The organism is Demequina iriomotensis (assembly GCF_000971395.1).
Taxonomy (GTDB): Bacteria; Actinomycetota; Actinomycetes; order Actinomycetales; family Demequinaceae; genus Demequina; species Demequina iriomotensis.
In genome coordinates this window covers 556777-570442 of the sequence record NZ_BBME01000009.1, presented here as the reverse complement: position 1 = coordinate 570442, position 13666 = coordinate 556777, and the positions used below count along the sequence as shown (strand labels likewise).

Below are 13666 nucleotides of genomic sequence, written 5' to 3'. Positions count from 1 at the left end.
TCGCCGCGCCGGGAGCGGTCACCGGCCTCGACACGCCGTCGAACCGGGACCGACTCCGTTGCCAGTGTCAGGGTGGCGTCAGAGGCTGAGGCGCGTCCGGACGACGTCAGCGAGGGCGTCCGCGTGACGCTGCGCGTCCTCCGCGGTCGCCGCCTCGACCATCACGCGCACCAGCGGCTCGGTCCCCGAGGGGCGCAGCAGCACGCGGCCCGTGTCGCCGAGGGCGCGGCGGGCGGACGCGACGGCCGCCTGGAGCTCGAGGTCGGTGTAGACGCGCGAGCGGTCCGCACCGCGCACGTTGACGAGCACCTGCGGCAGCGACTCGATGCCTGCGCAGAGGTCGCGCAGGGCGCCCTTGGCGGCCACCTGCGACGCGATCAGCAGCGAGGTGAGGACGCCGTCGCCCGTGGTCGCGTGCTCCGCCACGATGACGTGACCCGACTGCTCCCCGCCGAGCGTGTAGCCGCCCTCGCGCATCGCCTCGAGCACGTACCGGTCGCCCACGGCGGCCTCGACCATGTCGATCCCCTCGCGGCGCATCGCCAGGTGCAGGCCCAGGTTGCTCATCACCGTCGCCACGAGGGTCGAGTGGTAGAGCGTGCCCGCGTCGCGCATGGCGATCGCGAGGAGCCCCATGATCTGGTCGCCGTCGACGATCGCGCCGGTGTGGTCGACCGCAAGGCAGCGGTCCGCGTCGCCGTCGAACGCCACGCCGAGGTCGGCGCCGTGCTCCACCACCGCGGCCTGCAGCAGGCCCAGGTGGGTCGAGCCCACGCCGTCGTTGATGTTGAGGCCGTCGGGCGTCGCGTGGATCGCGGTCACGCGCGCGCCGGAGGCCTCGAGCGCCGCGGGACCCACCTGGGCCGCCGCGCCGTGCGCGGCGTCGACCACGATGTGCACGCCCGCGAGCGGCTGCTCCGAGCCGCCGAAGGCGCGGGCCGCCGCGACGACGTGCTCCACGTAGGAGCCCGCGAGATGAGCGGAGGGGACGATGCGTCCGACGTCGGAGCCGACGGGCCGCGACCAGTCCTCCCCCACGCGCGCCTCGATGGCCTCCTCGACCGAGTCGTCGAGCTTGTGGCCCCCGCGCGCGAAGAACTTGATGCCGTTGTCAGGCATGGGGTTGTGGGACGCGGAGATCACCACCCCCAGGTCCGCCCCCGTGGAGGCGGTCAGGTACGCCACCGCGGGGGTGGGCACCACGCCGAGGTCGAGCACGTCGACCCCCGCGGAAGCAAGACCGGCCGCGACAGCCGCCCCCAGGAACTCGCCTGAGATGCGGGTGTCGCGGCCGATCACTGCGACAGGACGGTGGCCGGAGAACTCGCCCCGCTCCCCCAGGACGTGAGCCGCCGCGACCGAGAGGTCGACGGCCAGCTCCGCAGTGAGGTCGCGGTTCGCGAGGCCCCGGACACCGTCCGTGCCGAAAAGTCGCGCCATGCGCGAGAGATTAACGCTTCGAGTACTGGGGCGCGCGGCGGGCCTTCTTGAGACCGGCCTTCTTGCGCTCGACGACGCGGGCGTCACGGGTGAGGAAGCCGGCCTTCTTGAGGGTGGCGCGGTTGTTCTCCTCGTCGATCTCGTTCAGCGCGCGGGCGACGCCGAGGCGAAGCGCACCGGCCTGACCCGAGGGGCCACCGCCGTGGATGCGGGCGTGCACGTCGAACTTGCCCTCGATGTCGAGGAGCGCGAACGGCGAGTTCACCAGCTGCTGGTGGACCTTGTTCGGGAAGTAGTCCTCGATGTCGCGACCGTTGATGGTCCACTTGCCGGTGCCGGGCACCAGACGGACGCGCGCGACGGCCTCCTTGCGACGGCCGAGGCCGGCGCCGGGGGCGACGTTGGTGACACCCTTGCCGCGCTCGGCAACGGTCTCGGTGGTGTACTCGGACGGGGTCTCGTTCTCGACCTCGGTGGTCACATCTGCCACTTTCATCAATCCTTAAGCTCTGCGGCGCTTACTGCGCGACCTGGGAGATCTCGAAGACCTCGGGCTGCTGCGCGGCGTGCGGGTGCTCCGCGCCGGCGTAGACCTTGAGGTGCTTGAGCTGGGCGGCGCCGAGCTTGGTCTTGGGCAGCATGCCCTTGACCGCGTTCTCGATCACGCGACGGGGGTTCTTCTCGAGCAGCTCGCCGATCGGGACGGCCGAGAGACCGCCCGGGAAGCCCGAGTGGCGGTAGACCATCTTGTCGGTGAGCTTGTTGCCCGAGAGGGCCACCTTCTCAGCGTTGATGACGATGACGAAGTCACCGCCGTCGACGTGGGGCGCGAACGTCGCCTTGTGCTTGCCGCGAAGCAGCGAAGCGGCCTGGGAGGCCAGACGACCGAGGACCACGTCAGTAGCGTCGATGACGTACCAGTTCTTGGTGACGTCACCCGGCTTGGGAGAATACGTACGCACTGTGAAGCCTTACTTCTACTCGTTCTGGTGGACGATGCCGTGGTGGCATCGCGAAGCAATCGGTCGGCGGGTCCTGCGGCGGCGAGTGGGAGGCACCGTCCACGAGGGAACGCACAACGACGCACCATCATACGCGGCCCCGCGCGGAATCTCAATCCGAGGGTCCCGGGTGCGCGCGTCGGTCACGGCAGGGTGCGGCGCCCTCGCGTAGCCTCCGCGCGCGCGGCGAGGAGCGCATCGTCCGGATACGAGACCTCCTCGAGGGTGAGTCCGTGGGCCGGCGCGACGGCGATGGCCTGCGAGCGCCCCTCGGAGGCCGCGACCAGCGCGAGCCAGTCGAGGTCGCGGCGGCCCTCGCCCACCGTCAGCAGCGCGCCGACGAGCGAGCGCACCATCGAGTGGCAGAACGCGTCCGCACGCACGGTCGCGACCACCAGGCCGGCGTCCGGACCGTCGGTCTCGCGCCGCCAGCTGAGCTCCAGCAGGTCGCGGATGGTGGTCGCGCCCTCGCGCCCGCGGCAGAACGCGGCGAAGTCGCGCAGCCCGGTGAGGGTGGACGATGCGGCCTCGAGGGCGTCGACGTCGAGCGGGCGGCTCACCGCGAGGACGTGCCGTCGCCGCAGGACGTCGGGCACCGCGTCGGTGACGCGGTAGGCGTAGCGACGCTGCGTGGCCGAGAAGCGCGCGTCGAAGCCCGCCGGTGCCTCGACGACGGACCGGACCACCACATCGTCCGGAAGCACGCCGTTGAGGCGGCTGAGCAGGGCCTCCGCCGGGGTGCGCGACGCGCGGCCCGGCATGCGCGCCCATGCCTCAACCGCGAGGTCGACGTGGGCGACCTGGCCGCGGGCGTGAACGCCCGCGTCGGTGCGGCCGGCGACGGTGACGCGCGGGTACGCGTCCTGGCGGACGATGCGCGCGAGGGCATCCTCGAGAACGCCCTGGACCGTCCTCAGGCCGGGCTGGGTGGCCCAGCCGGAGAAGTCGGTGCCGTCGTAGGAAAGGTCGAGGCGGGCCCGCACAGTCTCAGGGAGCATGTGCGGACCCGCCTCGGGTTGCCTGTGAGGGCGGAGTTACTTGGCGTCGTCGGCGGCCTCGGCCTCGACGGCCTCGGTCTCGACTGCCTCGACGGTCTCCTCGGCCGCGGTCTCCTCGACGGCAGCGGCCTCCTCGACCTTCTCGGCCTTCTTGGGCGCAGCCTTCTTGGTGGCCTTCTCGGCCTCCTTGGCGACGGCCTTCTTGGCGGGCGTGCCGAACTCGACGAGCTCGATCACGGCCATGGGGGCGTTGTCGCCCTTGCGGTTGCCGACCTTGGTGATGCGGGTGTAGCCGCCGTCACGCTCGGCGAAGCCGGGGCCGATCTCGGTGAAGAGCTTGTGGACGACGCCCTTGTCCGAGATGATCCCGAGCACCTTGCGGCGCGAGGCGAGGTCGCCGCGCTTCGCGAAGGTGATGAGACGCTCGGCGTGCGGGCGCAGGCGCTTGGCCTTGGTCACGGTGGTGGTGATGCGGCCGTGCTCGAAGAGGCTCTGCGAGAGGTTCGCGAGCATCTGACGCTCGTGCGCGGGACCGCCGCCCAGGCGGGCACCCTTGGTGGGGGTAGGCATGATTGAGAATTCTCCTTGTTACTCGTCGCTGCCCGAGAAGTAGACGGACGAGCTGCTGTCGTACTCGACGGCGCCGTCCTTCAGGGAGAAGCCCAGCTCGGCGAGCTTCTCCTTGACCTCGGTGATCGACTTCTGGCCGAAGTTGCGGATGTCCATGAGGTCCGCCTCGGAACGCGCGGTGAGCTCGCCCACGGTGTGGATGCCCTCACGCTTGAGGCAGTTGTACGACCGCTGCGTGAGGTTGAGCTCCTCGATCGGCTGGTTGTAGTCCTCCTCGAGCGACTCGTCCGTCTCGGACGGGCCGATCTCGATGCCCTCGGCGGCCTCGTTGAGGCCACGCGCGAGCGAGAACAGCTCGACGAGCGTCGCACCCGCCGACGCGACGGCGTCACGCGGCGAGATCGAGTTCTTGGTCTCGACGTCGATGACCAGCTCGTCGAAGTCCGTGCGCTGCGCGACACGGGTGGCCTCGACCTTGTAGGTCACCTTGAGGACGGGCGAGTAGATCGAGTCGACGGGGATCTGACCGATCTCCGCGTCGTAGCTCTTGTTCATCGCCGCGGGGACGTAGCCACGACCACGCTCGACCGTGAGCTCGACCTCGAACTTCGCCTTCGCGTTGAGGGTCGCGATGTGGAGATCCGGGTTGTGGATCTCGACGCCGGCCGGGGGCTGGATGTCAGCACCGGTGACGACGCCCGCGCCCGACTTGCGCAGGTACATCACGACGGCCTCGTCGTTCTCCGACGAGACCACGAGGTTCTTGAGGTTGAGCAGGATCTCGGTCACGTCCTCCTTCACCCCGTCGATGGTGGTGAACTCGTGGAGGACGCCCTCGAAGCGCACCGACGTCACGGCCGCGCCCGGGATGGACGACAGGAGCGTGCGGCGGAGCGAGTTGCCGAGCGTGTAGCCGAAGCCCGGCTCGAGCGGCTTGAGCGAGAACTGCGAGCGGTTCTCCGAGATGACCTTCTCGGTCAGCGTGGGACGCTGTGCGATCAGCACGGTTGTTTCCTTTCCGAGCATCCGCTATCTGATGCTCGAGGGTTCCCTGCCGGGATCGGTCCGGAAGGGGCCAGAAGCTGGAAATGGGGGTGGCCACGGGCCGATGCATGCATCGGCCCGCGACCGAGAGCGCGGGCTCACCCGCGCGGGCGTGCTAGTTGCGGCGGCGCTTCGGCGGGCGGCAGCCGTTGTGCGCCTGCGGGGTGACGTCCTTGATGGAGGTCACCTCGAGGCCGGCGGCCGTGAGCGAGCGGATCGCGGTGTCGCGGCCCGAGCCCGGGCCCTTGACGAACACGTCGACCTTGCTCATGCCGGCCTCGGTGGCGCGGCGAGCGGCGGCCTCGGCGGCCATCTGCGCGGCGTACGGGGTCGACTTGCGCGAGCCCTTGAAGCCCACCTGGCCCGACGACGACCACGACACGACGGCGCCCGAGGGGTCCGTGATCGAGATGATCGTGTTGTTGAAGGTGGACTTGATGTGCGCCTGACCGTGCGCGACGGTCTTCTTGATCTTCTTGCGCGGCTTGCGAGTAGGAGCGGCCATGTCTTACTTCTTCTTTCCGGCGACGGTCTTCTTGCGGCCCTTGCGGGTGCGGGCGTTGGTCTTGGTGCGCTGACCACGGACGGGCATGCCGCGGCGGTGGCGGAGGCCCTGGTAGTTGCCGATCTCGACCTTGCGGCGGATGTCGGCGGCCACCTCGCGGCGCAGGTCGCCCTCGACGGTGAAGTTGGCCTCGATGTAGTCACGGATCGCGACGAGCTGGTCGTCGTTCGCGTCCTTGACGCGCAGGTCCGGGCTGATGCCGGTCGCTGCGAGGATCTGCTCGGCGCGGGTGCGGCCGACGCCGTAGATGTAGGTAAGTGCGATCACCATGCGCTTGTCGCGCGGGATGTCGACACCGACGATGCGTGCCATTTCTGGTTCTACTCCATCAGTAGTCGGAGGTCTGACGCTCGAACGCCCCGCTTAAGGTCTTGTGCGGGCCCCGGCCTCCGAGCCGGGGGTTTGATGCATATGTCGAGCGAGGATGTTCTCGGGTGTGTCTAGCCCTGACGCTGCTTGTGGCGCAGGTTCTCGCAGATGACCATCACTCGGCCATTGCGTCGGATCACCTTGCACTTGTCGCAGATGGGCTTGACGCTGGGCTTAACCTTCATGGTTCTTTCCTGCGTCGATCAGGCACGCGGACGCGCCGTGTCGACGACTCACTTGTAGCGGTAGACGATGCGGCCGCGGGACAGGTCATAGGGGCTGAGCTCCACCACCACGCGGTCCTCCGGGAGGATCCTGATGTAGTGCTGTCGCATCTTGCCGGAGATGTGAGCGAGCACGAGGTGCCCGTTCGTCAGCTCCACACGGAACGATGCGTTCGGCAGTGCTTCGACCACCACGCCCTCGACCTCGATGACGCCGTCCTTCTTAGCCATGAACTCCGCTAACGTTGATTGACAGGGATGCGGGCGCGCAAAAACGCCCAACGGAAAACTATACGGCAATCTTCGCGAGCTCTCAAGCGCGGCCGCGCCCCATCGCGCGGCAGCCGGCCCAGGCGGTGCATCGTGCCGCCAGGGTACTCCGCTGGGCGGTCTCCGTCGAGGGCCCGGCCCTCCGCCCGGCCGTCAGAGGAAGGCGTTGCGCAGGCGCTGCACCGCGACGCCCGCGACCCGCGGGTCGCGGTGGTCGGCGAGCCGTCGCACCACGGAGGACGGCGTGCGGGGGTTCGCGAGCAGCGCGCTCAGCACCTCGAGGCTCGAATCGTGCCCCAGCGAGACGAGCGCGCCCATCGGGCAGTCGCTGCGACCGGCGACCGCCGCACGCACGGCGGCGTCGCGGTGGACCGCGAGCGGGAGCAGGGCCGAGCCGGTGATCTCGGGATCGAGCGCCTGCATGACATCCTCGGACGAACCGCTTGCCGGAACCACCACGCTGCGCCTCCCCGCACTCCTCGTTGTGGCACGTGTCTACCGCCGCACGGCACCGTCGCTCAAACCCGTGTGACGAATCAGACATCCCGTCATGCAGCCGACACACCGGGCGCGGGGATCACGCCGGCGAGCCCCGAGCGGCGCCCGACGCGCCGTCACGCCGTCCCACCTGGGGCCGCGGCGCGAGCACGCGAGCGGTCCGGTCCCCCACGGGCGACGCCGCCTGCGCGTCCCGCGAGGCGGCCGCCTCGCCCGGCGCCGGTCCGCGGACGCTCAGCGCCGGGTCCTCGGCCGCGCGGTGGCGGGCGTCGAGCTGGACGCCGTCGAGCGCGCGGCGCGCCAGCCGTGCGACGTCCTCGCGCCGATTCGCCGCGAGCACCTCGAGCACCGCGCGGGGTGTGCGGGCGTTGCGGGCGAGCGCCTTGACCACGGCGAGCTCGCGATCCTCGGCGAGCTCGGCCGCGACGCCGGCCGCCAGGCCACGACCCGCCGCCAGCGCCACGCGTACCGAGGCGCGGCGGTCGTGCGCGAGCGTGGCCTGCATGCCGATCGGGCAGTCCGACCGCGCCGCGATCGCCTCGCGGACCTCGGGCACGCGGTGCGCCCCGAGCGCGAGGATCCGCGCACGGTCGAGCCCGTCCGCGCGGGCCTCGTTCACCAGGGCTCGCGACCCGTCGTCCGCGCGCTCGCTCGCGACGGGGACACCGGACGCCGCCATGAACGCACGCGACCAGCCGTCGTCCCCCATCGCGCACCTCCCTCGCCCCTCGGGTAGCGAGAGGCTAGGGCGCGCCGGTGAGCATCGGCTGTCCGGCGGGTGTCGCGCCGGTGACGCGCGGGCGAATCCTGGGTGTCGGGCTAGGCGTCGACCGGCGGCAGGAAGCCGCGGACCGGTGCGGTGCGGGTGGGCCGGGGCGCAGGTGCGGGCGCGGGCGGCTCCTCGATCGCGGCGGCCCGCGCGAGCATCTGGTCGCGGCGCTCGTGCGAGCGGTCGAACACCCGGTCGCGCAGCTCGGGCATGTGACGGTCGGCTCCCGGACGAGCCTCGGCCGCCTCGAGCGCCGCCGTCGCGGCGTCGCGCACCTCCGGGCGACGGTGGCCCGCGAGCGAGTCGAGGATGTCCGGCGTGGTGACCGGGTTGCGCGCCACGGCGAGCAGCACCGACTCCTGGCGGTCCCGGGACAGGTGCTCGAGCAGCGAGTGCAGCACCCGAGGGTTGCCGGCCATCGCCGCGCGCACCGGGGCCGCCGAGTCGTGAGCGAGCGTCACCATGAGCCCGAACGGGCACTCGGGCCGCGCCGCGATGGCCTCGCGCACCACAGGGTTGCGCGACGCCCCGAGCGCCATCATCCGCTCCTTCGACAGCTCCGCTGCCGCCGCCTCCTCGACCTCATCGCTCGCACCCGGGGCATAGTTGAACCCACGTGCCATGGTCCCCTCCTCAGCACGCCGGCGTCCGAGTCGCCGGCTGAGCCGACGCTAACCCGTCGGCTTTGCCCCCGCGTGGCGCTCATGTAACGGTCGCGTGAACCGGTGAGAGATGCGCCACACCAGGGACGATGCGGGCGAGGGCTCGAATGCGCCCGTCAGGGGGCGACGGGGACCACGCCAAGGGGTGCGAGGCGGGAGGCGCCGCCGTCCGCGGCGGTCAGCACCCAGATGCCGTCCTCGTGGACCGCGACCGAGTGCTCCCAGTGGGCGGCGCGCGAACCGTCGAGCGACACGACCGTCCACTCGTCGTTCAGCACCGCGGAGTCCGAGGTGCCGATCACGAGCATCGGCTCGATCGCGAGGCACATGCCGGGCTGGACCCGAGGGCTGCGCCCGCGGGTGCGATAGTTGGGGACGTCGGGCTCCATGTGCATGGCCGTGCCGATGCCGTGGCCCACGTAGCCCTCGAGCGGGTGCAGTCCCGCCGCATCGGCGACGTCCTCGACGGCGGCGCCGACCTCGGACACGCGCGTCGCGCCGGCGAGCGCGGCGATGCCGGCCCACAGCGACCGCTCGGTCTCCTTCACGAGCGCGACGTCGGCCTTCGAGAGCGGGTCGCCCGCGATGAAGCTGAGGGCGCTGTCCCCGTGCCAGCCGTCCACGATCGCGCCGCAGTCGATCGACACGACGTCGCCCTCGACGATGACGCGGTCGCCGGGGATCCCGTGGACCACCTCCTCGTTGACGGAGATGCAGCTCACGGCCGGGAACCCGTGGTACCCGAGGAAGTTCGACGTCGCACCGGCCTCCGCGATGACGCGGGCGGCCGCGGCGTCGACCTCGGCCGTCGTCGCGCCCGGCACGGCGGCCGCCTTCGCGGCCGCCAGCGCGCGCTCGACGATCACGCCCGCGTGCGCCATCACCCGCATCTGCGCGCGGGTCTTCAGCTCGATGCGGGCCATGCGTGGCTCAGCGCGCGACGGCGGCGACGAGCCGGTCGGTGACCTCGTCGATCTCGCCCAGGCCGTCCACCTGCACCAGCAGGCCCTTGCCCGCGTAGAACGCGGTGAGCGGCGCGGTCGAGGTCGAGTAGACCTCGAGGCGCTTGCGGATGACGGGCTCGGTGTCGTCGGCGCGCCCCTCGATCTCGGCGCGCTTGAGCAGGCGCTCGGTCACCACGTCGAAGTCGGCGGTGATCTCGATCGCGACGTCGAGCACCACCCCGAGGTCGGCCAGCATCGAGTCGAGCTCGACCGCCTGCTCCGGGTTGCGCGGGTAGCCGTCGAGCAGGAAGCCCTGCGCCGCATCGTCCTCGGCCAGGCGCGCGCGCACCATGGCGTTCGTGACCTCGTCGGGGACCAGCTGGCCCGCGTTCATGTACTCCTGGGCCTTGCGGCCCAGCTCCGTGCCGCCCTTGACGTTGGCACGGAAGATGTCGCCGGTGGAGATGGCCGGGACGCCGAAGCGCTCGGTGAGACGGGCGGCCTGGGTGCCCTTGCCGGCACCGGGAGGACCAAGGAGGACGGCACGCATCAGCGGAGGAACCCTTCGTAGTGATGCTGCTCGAGCTGCGACTGGATGCGCTTGACGGTGTCGAGACCCACACCCACGAGGATGAGGATCGACGTGCCGCCGAACGGGATCGACGTCGACAGGCCGAGCATGACGAACAGGAGCGTGGGGACGAGCGCCACGAGCGCGAGGTAGATGGAGCCTGCGGCCGTGATGCGCGAGAGGACGTAGTCCAGGAACTCGGCGGTCGGGGTGCCCGGACGGATGCCCGGGATGAAGCCGCCGTACTTCTTCATGTTGTCGGCGACCTCGACCGGGTTGAACGTGATCGCGGTGTAGAAGTACGCGAAGAACACGATCAGCAGGATGTACAGCGCGATGTGCAGCGGGGCCGTCTGGCTCGCGACGTGGTTGTTGAGCCACACGACCCAGCCCGCCGGGTCGTCGCCCTGGAACTGGATGATCACCTGCGGGATCGTCAGCAGCGACGAGGCGAAGATGACCGGGATGATGCCCGCCATGTTGATCTTGAGCGGGATGTAGGTGGAGGAGCCGCCGAGCATCTTGCGGCCCACCATGCGCTTGGCGTACTGGACCGGGATGCGGCGCTGCGACTGCTCGACGAAGACCACGGCCGCGATGACCGCGAGGAGCGCGAGCAGCACCAGCAGCGTGTTGCGCGGGCCGTTGGTGGAGTTCCAGACGGAGGAGACCATGCTCGGGAAGCCTGCAGCCACCGAGGTGAAGATGAGCAGCGACATGCCGTTGCCGACGCCGCGCTCCGTGATGCGCTCGCCCAGCCACATGATGAACACGGTGCCGGCGGTCATCGTCAGGACCATGGTGAGGATGACGTTCCACGAGTCGTTCGGGATCACGTCGACCGAGCAGCCGGGGAAGAACAGGCCGTTGCGCGCCATGGTGATGTACGACGCGGACTGGATGGCGGCGAAGCCGACCGTGATGTAGCGCGTGTACTGCGTGAGCTTCGCCTGGCCCTCGGAGCCCTCCTTGTGGAGCGTCTCGAAACGAGGGATCAGGACGCGGAGCAGCTGCACCATGATCGACGCGGTGATGTAGGGCATGATGCCCAGCGCGAAGATCGACAGCTGCAGCAGCGCGCCGCCGGAGAAGAGGTTCAGGATCGCGAAGGCGCCGGTGGCGGAGGTCTGCGAGAGGCAGAGCTCGACGTTGCCGTAGTCGACGCCGGGCGTGGGGATGGCGACACCCAGCCGGTAGATCGCGAGAATCCCGATGGTGAAGAGGAGCTTCCTCCGAAGGTCGGGGGTGCGGAACGCACTCATGAAGCCACTCAGCATTGATACTCCCCTGCAGATTGTGAGAACACGAGGATACGCGACCGGGCCCGTCCCTCAGGACGGGCCCGGCGCGATCACTAGCCCTCGTTGACCGAGCCGCCAGCGGCCTCGATCTTGGTCTTCGCGGACTGCGAGACCTTGTCGGCGTCGACGAGCGTCACCTTGACGGAGATCTCGCCCTCACCGAGGACCTTGACGGGCTGGTTGCGGCGCACCGCACCCTTGGCCACGAGGTCCGCCTTGGTCACCTCGCCGCCCTTCGGGAACAGCTCGGAGAGCTGGCCCACGTTGACGACCTGGTAGTAGACCTTGAAGGGGCTCTTGAAGCCGCGCAGCTTCGGGATGCGCATGTGGATGGGCGTCTGACCACCCTCGAAGCGCTCCGGAACCTGGTAGCGAGCACCGGTGCCCTTGGTACCGCGGCCCGCGGTCTTACCCTTGGACGCCTCACCACGACCCACGCGGGTCTTCTTGGTGTGCGAACCGGGAGCAGGACGCAGGTGGTGCACCTTGAGGGTGTTCACCTTCTCCGCGGGCTCCTCGACCTTGGCGGCAGCCTTCTTGGCGGCGGGCTTCTTGGCGGCCGGCTTGGCCTCCTCCGAAGCGGCGTCGGCCTTCTTGGCAGCCGGCTTCTTCGCAGCGGGCTTCTTCTCGGCGGCCGGCTTGTCGGCAGCGGCCTTCGCCGGAGCCTTCTTGGCCGGAGCCTTCTTGGCGGGAGCCGCCTCGACGGTCTCCTCGGCCGGCGTCTTGGCGTCAGCCATCAGTCAACCTCCTCAACGGTGACCAGGTGGTCCACCGCCTTGACCATCCCGCGGATCTCGGGACGGTCCTCCTTCACGACGATGTCGCCGATGCGCTTGAGGCCCAGCGAACGCAGGGTCTCGCGGTGCTGCGGCTTGGTGCCGATCGCCGACTTCTTCTGAACGACCTTGAGTCGTGCCATGACTACTTCACCCCCGCTGCCTGGGCGCGGAGCATCGCGGCCGGGGCCACGTCCTCCACGGCCTTGCCACGGCGGGCCGCGACGGCCTCGGGGCGCTCGAGGCGCTTGAGGGCGTCGACGGTCGCGTGCACGATGTTGATCGCGTTGGACGAGCCGAGCGACTTGCTCAGCACGTCGTGGATGCCGGCGCACTCGAGCACCGCGCGGACGGGACCACCGGCGATCACACCGGTACCCGGCGACGCGGGACGCAGGAACACGACGCCCGCGGCGGCCTCACCCTGCACGGCGTGCGGGATGGTGCCCTGGATACGGGGGACGCGGAAGAAGTTGCGCTTGGCCTCCTCGACACCCTTCGAGATCGCGGCCGGCACCTCCTTCGCCTTGCCGTAGCCGATGCCGACGTTGCCCTCGCCGTCACCGACGACCACGAGCGCGGTGAAGCTGAAGCGACGACCGCCCTTCACGACCTTGGCGACACGGTTGATGGTGACGACGCGCTCGACGAACTTGTTCTCCGGCTCGTTGTCGCGACGGTTCCCGCCGCGACGGCCGCTGTTGTTGTCAGCCATAATTCCTCACTCCTGGCCGCGCCCTAGAGGGCGAGGCCCGCCTCTCGGGCGCCGTCCGCCACGGCCGCCACGCGGCCGTGGTACTTGTTGCCGCCACGGTCGAACACGACGGCCTCGATGCCCGCGGCCTTGGCGCGCTCGGCGACCAGCTGGCCGACCTTGGAGGCCTTGGCCGTCTTGTCGCCGTCCAGCGCGCGGACGTCGGCCTCGAGGGTCGACGCGGACGCCAGGGTCTTGCCGACGGTGTCGTCCACGATCTGCGCGACCATGTGGCGCGAGGAGCGGGTGACGACGAGGCGGGGACGAGCAGCGGTGCCGGAGATCTTCTTGCGCAGGCGGAAGTGGCGACGCTTGCGCTGGATCGCCTTGCCCTTGCCCTTGATTGCGATACCCATGTCTTACTTACCCGTCTTTCCTGCCTTGCGGCGAACCTGCTCGCCGGCGTAGCGGACGCCCTTGCCCTTGTAGGGCTCGGGCTTGCGAATCTTGCGGATGTTCGCCGCGACCTCGCCCACCTGCTGCTTGCTGATGCCCGCAACGGTGAACTTGGTGGGGCCCTCGACCGTGAAGGTGATGCCCTCCGGCGGGGTCACGACGACCGGGTGCGAGAAGCCGAGCGCGAACTCGAGGTCCGAGCCCTTGAGCGCGACGCGGTAACCCGTGCCGACGATCTCGAGCTTCTTCTCGTAGCCCGAGGTCACACCGGTGACCATGTTCGCGATGAGCGTGCGGGTCAGGCCGTGGAGCGACTTGGAGACGCGCTCGTCGTTCGGACGCTTGACCTCGAGGCCCTCGTCGCCCTTCTCGACCGTGATGGGGGCGGCGACGCTGTGCGTGAGGGTGCCCTTGGGGCCCTTCACCGTGACGTCGGCGCCTTCGATGGTGATGTCCACTCCGGCGGGAACCGGAACGGGGATCTTGCCAATGCGTGACATTGCTCTGTGATTCC

The 13666-nt window shown here is 70.0% G+C and carries 21 protein-coding genes; all 21 read right to left on the bottom strand.

The annotated features are described in order from the left end of the window. Window positions 1-78: 78 nt before the first annotated feature. Window positions 79-1440 (bottom strand): phosphoglucosamine mutase, encoded by a 1362-nt coding sequence (gene glmM / locus AOM09_RS02760; RefSeq protein ID WP_062383917.1) that lies wholly within the window; start codon window positions 1438-1440, stop codon window positions 79-81. 10 nt (window positions 1441-1450) lie between these two features. Continuing rightward, on the bottom strand, window positions 1451-1936 hold the full coding sequence (gene rpsI, locus AOM09_RS02755; protein ID WP_062383914.1) for a 30S ribosomal protein S9: 486 nt from the start codon (window positions 1934-1936) through the stop codon (window positions 1451-1453). Window positions 1937-1958: 22 nt separating this feature from the next. Beyond that, window positions 1959-2402: a 50S ribosomal protein L13 gene (gene rplM, locus AOM09_RS02750; RefSeq protein ID WP_062383910.1), complete on the bottom strand. Its 444-nt coding sequence runs from the start codon at window positions 2400-2402 to the stop codon at window positions 1959-1961. Between the two features lie 182 nt (window positions 2403-2584). Next, window positions 2585-3439 (bottom strand): tRNA pseudouridine(38-40) synthase TruA, encoded by an 855-nt coding sequence (truA, locus tag AOM09_RS02745; RefSeq protein ID WP_062383906.1) that lies wholly within the window; start codon window positions 3437-3439, stop codon window positions 2585-2587. Between the two features lie 36 nt (window positions 3440-3475). Continuing rightward, entirely contained in the window at window positions 3476-4009 is a 534-nt protein-coding gene (gene rplQ, locus AOM09_RS02740) for a 50S ribosomal protein L17 (protein ID WP_062383903.1), read from the bottom strand. An 18-nt stretch (window positions 4010-4027) separates the two neighbouring features. Next, window positions 4028-5014 (bottom strand): DNA-directed RNA polymerase subunit alpha, encoded by a 987-nt coding sequence (locus tag AOM09_RS02735; protein WP_062383898.1) that lies wholly within the window; start codon window positions 5012-5014, stop codon window positions 4028-4030. Window positions 5015-5168: 154 nt separating this feature from the next. Continuing rightward, complete coding sequence (rpsK, locus tag AOM09_RS02730; protein ID WP_062303331.1) at window positions 5169-5558, bottom strand: 30S ribosomal protein S11; 390 nt, start codon at window positions 5556-5558, stop codon at window positions 5169-5171. Between the two features lie 3 nt (window positions 5559-5561). Then, window positions 5562-5930: a 30S ribosomal protein S13 gene (gene rpsM / locus AOM09_RS02725; RefSeq protein WP_062303328.1), complete on the bottom strand. Its 369-nt coding sequence runs from the start codon at window positions 5928-5930 to the stop codon at window positions 5562-5564. A gap of 128 nt (window positions 5931-6058) precedes the next feature. Then, complete coding sequence (gene rpmJ / locus AOM09_RS14785) at window positions 6059-6172, bottom strand: 50S ribosomal protein L36 (RefSeq protein ID WP_062069916.1); 114 nt, start codon at window positions 6170-6172, stop codon at window positions 6059-6061. A gap of 48 nt (window positions 6173-6220) precedes the next feature. Continuing rightward, window positions 6221-6442 (bottom strand): translation initiation factor IF-1, encoded by a 222-nt coding sequence (infA, locus tag AOM09_RS02720; protein ID WP_042213122.1) that lies wholly within the window; start codon window positions 6440-6442, stop codon window positions 6221-6223. Window positions 6443-6634: 192 nt separating this feature from the next. After that, on the bottom strand, window positions 6635-6904 hold the full coding sequence (locus AOM09_RS02715; protein ID WP_062383895.1) for a hypothetical protein: 270 nt from the start codon (window positions 6902-6904) through the stop codon (window positions 6635-6637). Window positions 6905-7058: 154 nt separating this feature from the next. Further along, complete coding sequence (locus AOM09_RS02710) at window positions 7059-7688, bottom strand: hypothetical protein (RefSeq protein ID WP_062383891.1); 630 nt, start codon at window positions 7686-7688, stop codon at window positions 7059-7061. A 110-nt stretch (window positions 7689-7798) separates the two neighbouring features. Beyond that, complete coding sequence (locus AOM09_RS02705; protein ID WP_062383888.1) at window positions 7799-8371, bottom strand: hypothetical protein; 573 nt, start codon at window positions 8369-8371, stop codon at window positions 7799-7801. Between the two features lie 155 nt (window positions 8372-8526). Further along, window positions 8527-9333: a type I methionyl aminopeptidase gene (map, locus tag AOM09_RS02700; RefSeq protein WP_062383885.1), complete on the bottom strand. Its 807-nt coding sequence runs from the start codon at window positions 9331-9333 to the stop codon at window positions 8527-8529. 7 nt (window positions 9334-9340) lie between these two features. Continuing rightward, a complete protein-coding gene (locus AOM09_RS02695) occupies window positions 9341-9904 on the bottom strand; it encodes an adenylate kinase (protein ID WP_062383882.1) in 564 nt (187 codons plus the stop codon). Continuing rightward, window positions 9904-11202, bottom strand: coding sequence for a preprotein translocase subunit SecY (gene secY, locus AOM09_RS02690; RefSeq protein ID WP_062383878.1), 1299 nt, complete (start codon window positions 11200-11202; stop codon window positions 9904-9906). The genes AOM09_RS02695 and secY overlap by 1 nt, the downstream gene beginning before the upstream one ends. Window positions 11203-11279: 77 nt before the next feature. Continuing rightward, window positions 11280-11963, bottom strand: a complete 684-nt coding sequence (gene rplO / locus AOM09_RS02685; RefSeq protein ID WP_082098751.1) for a 50S ribosomal protein L15 — start codon at window positions 11961-11963, stop codon at window positions 11280-11282. Further along, window positions 11963-12145 (bottom strand): 50S ribosomal protein L30, encoded by a 183-nt coding sequence (gene rpmD, locus AOM09_RS02680; protein WP_062293932.1) that lies wholly within the window; start codon window positions 12143-12145, stop codon window positions 11963-11965. Before rpmD ends, rplO begins: the two co-directional genes overlap by 1 nt. A 2-nt stretch (window positions 12146-12147) precedes the next feature. Continuing rightward, a complete protein-coding gene (gene rpsE, locus AOM09_RS02675) occupies window positions 12148-12717 on the bottom strand; it encodes a 30S ribosomal protein S5 (protein ID WP_042213137.1) in 570 nt (189 codons plus the stop codon). Between the two features lie 23 nt (window positions 12718-12740). Then, window positions 12741-13112 carry a 50S ribosomal protein L18 gene (gene rplR, locus AOM09_RS02670; RefSeq protein ID WP_062383875.1) on the bottom strand — a complete coding sequence of 124 codons (372 nt, stop codon included), beginning with the start codon at window positions 13110-13112 and terminating at the stop codon, window positions 12741-12743. A gap of 3 nt (window positions 13113-13115) precedes the next feature. Then, on the bottom strand, window positions 13116-13652 hold the full coding sequence (gene rplF / locus AOM09_RS02665; protein WP_062383872.1) for a 50S ribosomal protein L6: 537 nt from the start codon (window positions 13650-13652) through the stop codon (window positions 13116-13118). Window positions 13653-13666: the final 14 nt, after the last annotated feature.

Excerpts from the sequence above, each read along its gene's own strand:
- infA (WP_042213122.1), bottom strand. The coding sequence starts at position 6,442 with ATGGCTAAGAAGGACGGCGTCATCGAGGTCGAGGGCGTGGTGGTCGAA.
- rpsK (WP_062303331.1), bottom strand. The coding sequence starts at position 5,558 with ATGGCCGCTCCTACTCGCAAGCCGCGCAAGAAGATCAAGAAGACCGTC.
- rpsM (WP_062303328.1), bottom strand. The coding sequence starts at position 5,930 with ATGGCACGCATCGTCGGTGTCGACATCCCGCGCGACAAGCGCATGGTG.
- secY (WP_062383878.1), bottom strand. The coding sequence starts at position 11,202 with ATGCTGAGTGGCTTCATGAGTGCGTTCCGCACCCCCGACCTTCGGAGG.
- map (WP_062383885.1), bottom strand. The coding sequence starts at position 9,333 with ATGGCCCGCATCGAGCTGAAGACCCGCGCGCAGATGCGGGTGATGGCG.
- rplQ (WP_062383903.1), bottom strand. The coding sequence starts at position 4,009 with ATGCCTACCCCCACCAAGGGTGCCCGCCTGGGCGGCGGTCCCGCGCAC.
- rpsE (WP_042213137.1), bottom strand. The coding sequence starts at position 12,717 with ATGGCTGACAACAACAGCGGCCGTCGCGGCGGGAACCGTCGCGACAAC.
- AOM09_RS02695 (WP_062383882.1), bottom strand. The coding sequence starts at position 9,904 with ATGCGTGCCGTCCTCCTTGGTCCTCCCGGTGCCGGCAAGGGCACCCAG.
- rpsI (WP_062383914.1), bottom strand. The coding sequence starts at position 1,936 with ATGAAAGTGGCAGATGTGACCACCGAGGTCGAGAACGAGACCCCGTCC.
- rpmJ (WP_062069916.1), bottom strand. The coding sequence starts at position 6,172 with ATGAAGGTTAAGCCCAGCGTCAAGCCCATCTGCGACAAGTGCAAGGTG.
- AOM09_RS02715 (WP_062383895.1), bottom strand. The coding sequence starts at position 6,904 with ATGCAGGCGCTCGATCCCGAGATCACCGGCTCGGCCCTGCTCCCGCTC.
- rplF (WP_062383872.1), bottom strand. The coding sequence starts at position 13,652 with ATGTCACGCATTGGCAAGATCCCCGTTCCGGTTCCCGCCGGAGTGGAC.
- rpmD (WP_062293932.1), bottom strand. The coding sequence starts at position 12,145 with ATGGCACGACTCAAGGTCGTTCAGAAGAAGTCGGCGATCGGCACCAAG.
- rplO (WP_082098751.1), bottom strand. The coding sequence starts at position 11,963 with ATGGCTGACGCCAAGACGCCGGCCGAGGAGACCGTCGAGGCGGCTCCC.
- rplR (WP_062383875.1), bottom strand. The coding sequence starts at position 13,112 with ATGGGTATCGCAATCAAGGGCAAGGGCAAGGCGATCCAGCGCAAGCGT.
- glmM (WP_062383917.1), bottom strand. The coding sequence starts at position 1,440 with ATGGCGCGACTTTTCGGCACGGACGGTGTCCGGGGCCTCGCGAACCGC.
- AOM09_RS02710 (WP_062383891.1), bottom strand. The coding sequence starts at position 7,688 with ATGGGGGACGACGGCTGGTCGCGTGCGTTCATGGCGGCGTCCGGTGTC.
- AOM09_RS02705 (WP_062383888.1), bottom strand. The coding sequence starts at position 8,371 with ATGGCACGTGGGTTCAACTATGCCCCGGGTGCGAGCGATGAGGTCGAG.
- truA (WP_062383906.1), bottom strand. The coding sequence starts at position 3,439 with ATGCTCCCTGAGACTGTGCGGGCCCGCCTCGACCTTTCCTACGACGGC.